Origin of the sequence: Bartonella sp. AP36NXGY (assembly GCF_042195865.1) — a bacterium.
Taxonomy (GTDB): Bacteria; Pseudomonadota; Alphaproteobacteria; order Rhizobiales; family Rhizobiaceae; genus Bartonella.
The window spans coordinates 1-2,919 of record NZ_JBHIPD010000060.1 but is presented as its reverse complement, the minus strand read 5'-3'; the positions used below and the strand labels follow the sequence as shown (position 1 = coordinate 2,919).

Annotated in this window: 1 protein-coding gene; it reads left to right on the top strand. The window is 36.1% G+C overall.

Annotated elements, in window-relative coordinates; translation table 11 throughout:
• The coding region (locus ACFINX_RS09575) for a type ISP restriction/modification enzyme (protein WP_375668752.1) at positions 1 to 2,919 on the top strand (2,919 nt) is incomplete at both ends.

Below are 2,919 nucleotides of genomic sequence, written 5' to 3'. Positions count from 1 at the left end.
CTGTTATCACCTTGTAAAGTTATCATATTAGTTGTCAACGAAGAAGAAGTAAGTCAATCCATTCAACATCTGATTACCGATAAGAATTATGAACTTATTCTCGATGATAGGACCAAGATTAATGGCTGTTATAGAGCCCTTACCAAAATGGATCTGAAACTTGATCTTGAAGATGACCCCAAGCCCATGCGTAGAGCTTTAGCTTTTTGCAAAGATATTGATACTTCTAAACGCATATGCAAAAGATTCAAAAAAGAAAAAGTGCAAGAATCTTTACGCGCTCTTCATAAAAACTATAAAGATACTCCTCCTCTTAACTGTACCCTTGCCCATATTGATGGAACCTTTAGTGCTAAAGAGCGTACAAAACAACTTGACTGGTTAAAGGAAGATGCGGGGGAAAATACTTGTCGTGTACTTACCAATGTACGCTGTCTTTCTGAAGGTGTTGATGTACCCGCTCTTGATGCTGTTCTATTTTTACACCCGCGCAAAAGTCAAATTGAGATTATTCAAGCGATCGGACGTGTAATGCGTCGAGCAGAGGGTAAAAAAAGAGGCTATATCATTCTACCCGTTGGGATACCCGCTGATATTCCGCCGGAAATAGCCTTAGAAAACAACCAAAAGTATAATGTCATCTGGCAAGTTCTCAATGCTTTACGTGCTCATGATGATAACTTTAATAAAATAATTCACCATATGCACAAAAAACAAGACGTAAGCGATGCTCTTGAAATTGTTGCTGCTTCTCAAGAACTTGCGTTAGAAGATACGACCACGGTTATTGATGATTTACCTATACGCTCAAAATTAGAGTATTCAGGACTTAATATTGGGTTAGCAACTTATGAATCCTCTCACACATGTGAAGAACAAGGAGAACTCCCCCTTTTTTCTAAATGTAAAGATGTCATTAAAGCTGCTATTGTTAATAGATTTTACGACCCTAGCTATTGGAAAAAATGGGCAATAAATGTTGGTGATCTTGCTCAAACTCATATCACACGCTTAACTGAGGTTTTGACGAAATCAGAAACTGAAACACGGCGTGTGTTTAATGATTTTATGACCGAATTACGTAGTAATTTAAATACAACTATCTCCGAACAAAATGCGATTGAAATGCTTGCGCAACATCTTGTGACGCGTCCAGTCTTTAATGCTTTATTTGAGGGGCATCAGTTTGTTCAAGAGAATCCCGTATCTTGTGCTTTACAACGTGTACTCAATGTCCTTGATAAAGTTACCCCTAAAGAAGAATCTCAAGATCTCAAAAATATTTCTAAGAGTGTACAATTTTACACGCGTGGAATTACCACTCTTGAAGCACAACAAAGTTTAATTGTAGAGCTTTATAATGAATTTTTCCGTTATGCTTTTCCGCGTACAGTAGAAAAATTAGGCATTGTTTATACTCCCATTGAGGTTGTTGATTTTATCATTCATTCTGTTGATGATGTGTTGCGTCATGAATTTGGAAAAAGTCTAGGATCACGTGGTGTTTCTATTCTTGACCCTTTTACGGGTACTGGGACCTTTATCACACGGCTATTACAATCCAATCTCATCAAACCAGAGGATATGGAATATAAATACCGTTATGATATCCACGCAAATGAGATTGTCTTGCTAGCCTATTACATAGCAGCCATTAATATCGAAGCAACCTATCATGGTCTTATGAAAGGAAATTATATCCCTTTCAAGCATATTGGTTTGACTGATACGTTTCGAATGATTGAAAAACAAGATCTTATGGAAGGTATACTCAAAGAAAACAGTGAATATTTGGAACATCAGAAAAATTTGACTATCGAAGTTATCTTCGGCAACCCGCCTTATTCAACTGGTCAAAAAAGTGCTAATGATAATGCGAAGAATACCCCTTATCCCATATTAGATAATCGTATCAGTGAAACTTATGCTGCTCAATCTGAATCAATCAATATGCAAGCACTTTATGATAGCTATATACGAGCAATTCGATGGGCTAGTGACCGTATAAAAGATTGTGGTATTATTGGTTTTGTTACAAACGCAGGGTTTATTAATGCATGTTCTTTAAATGGTTTAAGAAAATGCCTCGTTAAGGAATTTAGCAGCCTTTATATTTTCCATTTACGGGGTAATCAACGAACCTCTGGAGAACTTTCGCGAAAAGAAGGTGGTAAGATTTTTGGTTCTGGATCACGGGCTCCCATAGCTATCTCTATTCTCATAAAAAATCCAGAATCTCAACAGCGTGGGAAAATATATTTCCGTGATATTGGAGATTATCTCACAAGAGAAAAAAAGCTTAAGACAATTAAAAAATTTGGTAGCATTGATGGTATTACACAGAGCAAACAAGGTTGGCAAATAATTATACCGGATAAGCATAATGATTGGCTTGGTCAACGTGATGACAGTTTCAAGACATTCCTAGCTTTAAGTGATAAGAAACCTCATAGTAAAAAACTGTTTGAGATTTATTCTTGTGGTCTAAAAACCAATCGTGATGCTTGGGCATACAATGCAAGCAATGAAACTCTCGCGAAGAATATGAGTAATATGATTACTTTCTACAATAGTGAAGTGGAGCGTTTTAATGGTGTTTATACACATGATAACGGTAAAACACGTACTAAAACTGTAGATAATTTTGTTAATGCCGATGAAAGCAAAATTAGTTGGAGTATTAATCTTAAGAAACATTTAACTAAAGGAAAGATTTTTGAATTTGAAGATACATGCCTTATTCAAAGCCTATATCGTCCTTTTACACAACAATGGCTCTATTACAATCGTGCCTTTAATGAAATGGTTGCCCAAATTCCATGTATATTTCCAATGGGGCAAGCGGTTGAAAATAGAGTAATACAAATTACAGGTACGGGAGCAAAGAAAGATTTTTCTGTTATTATGACTAAGAATGTG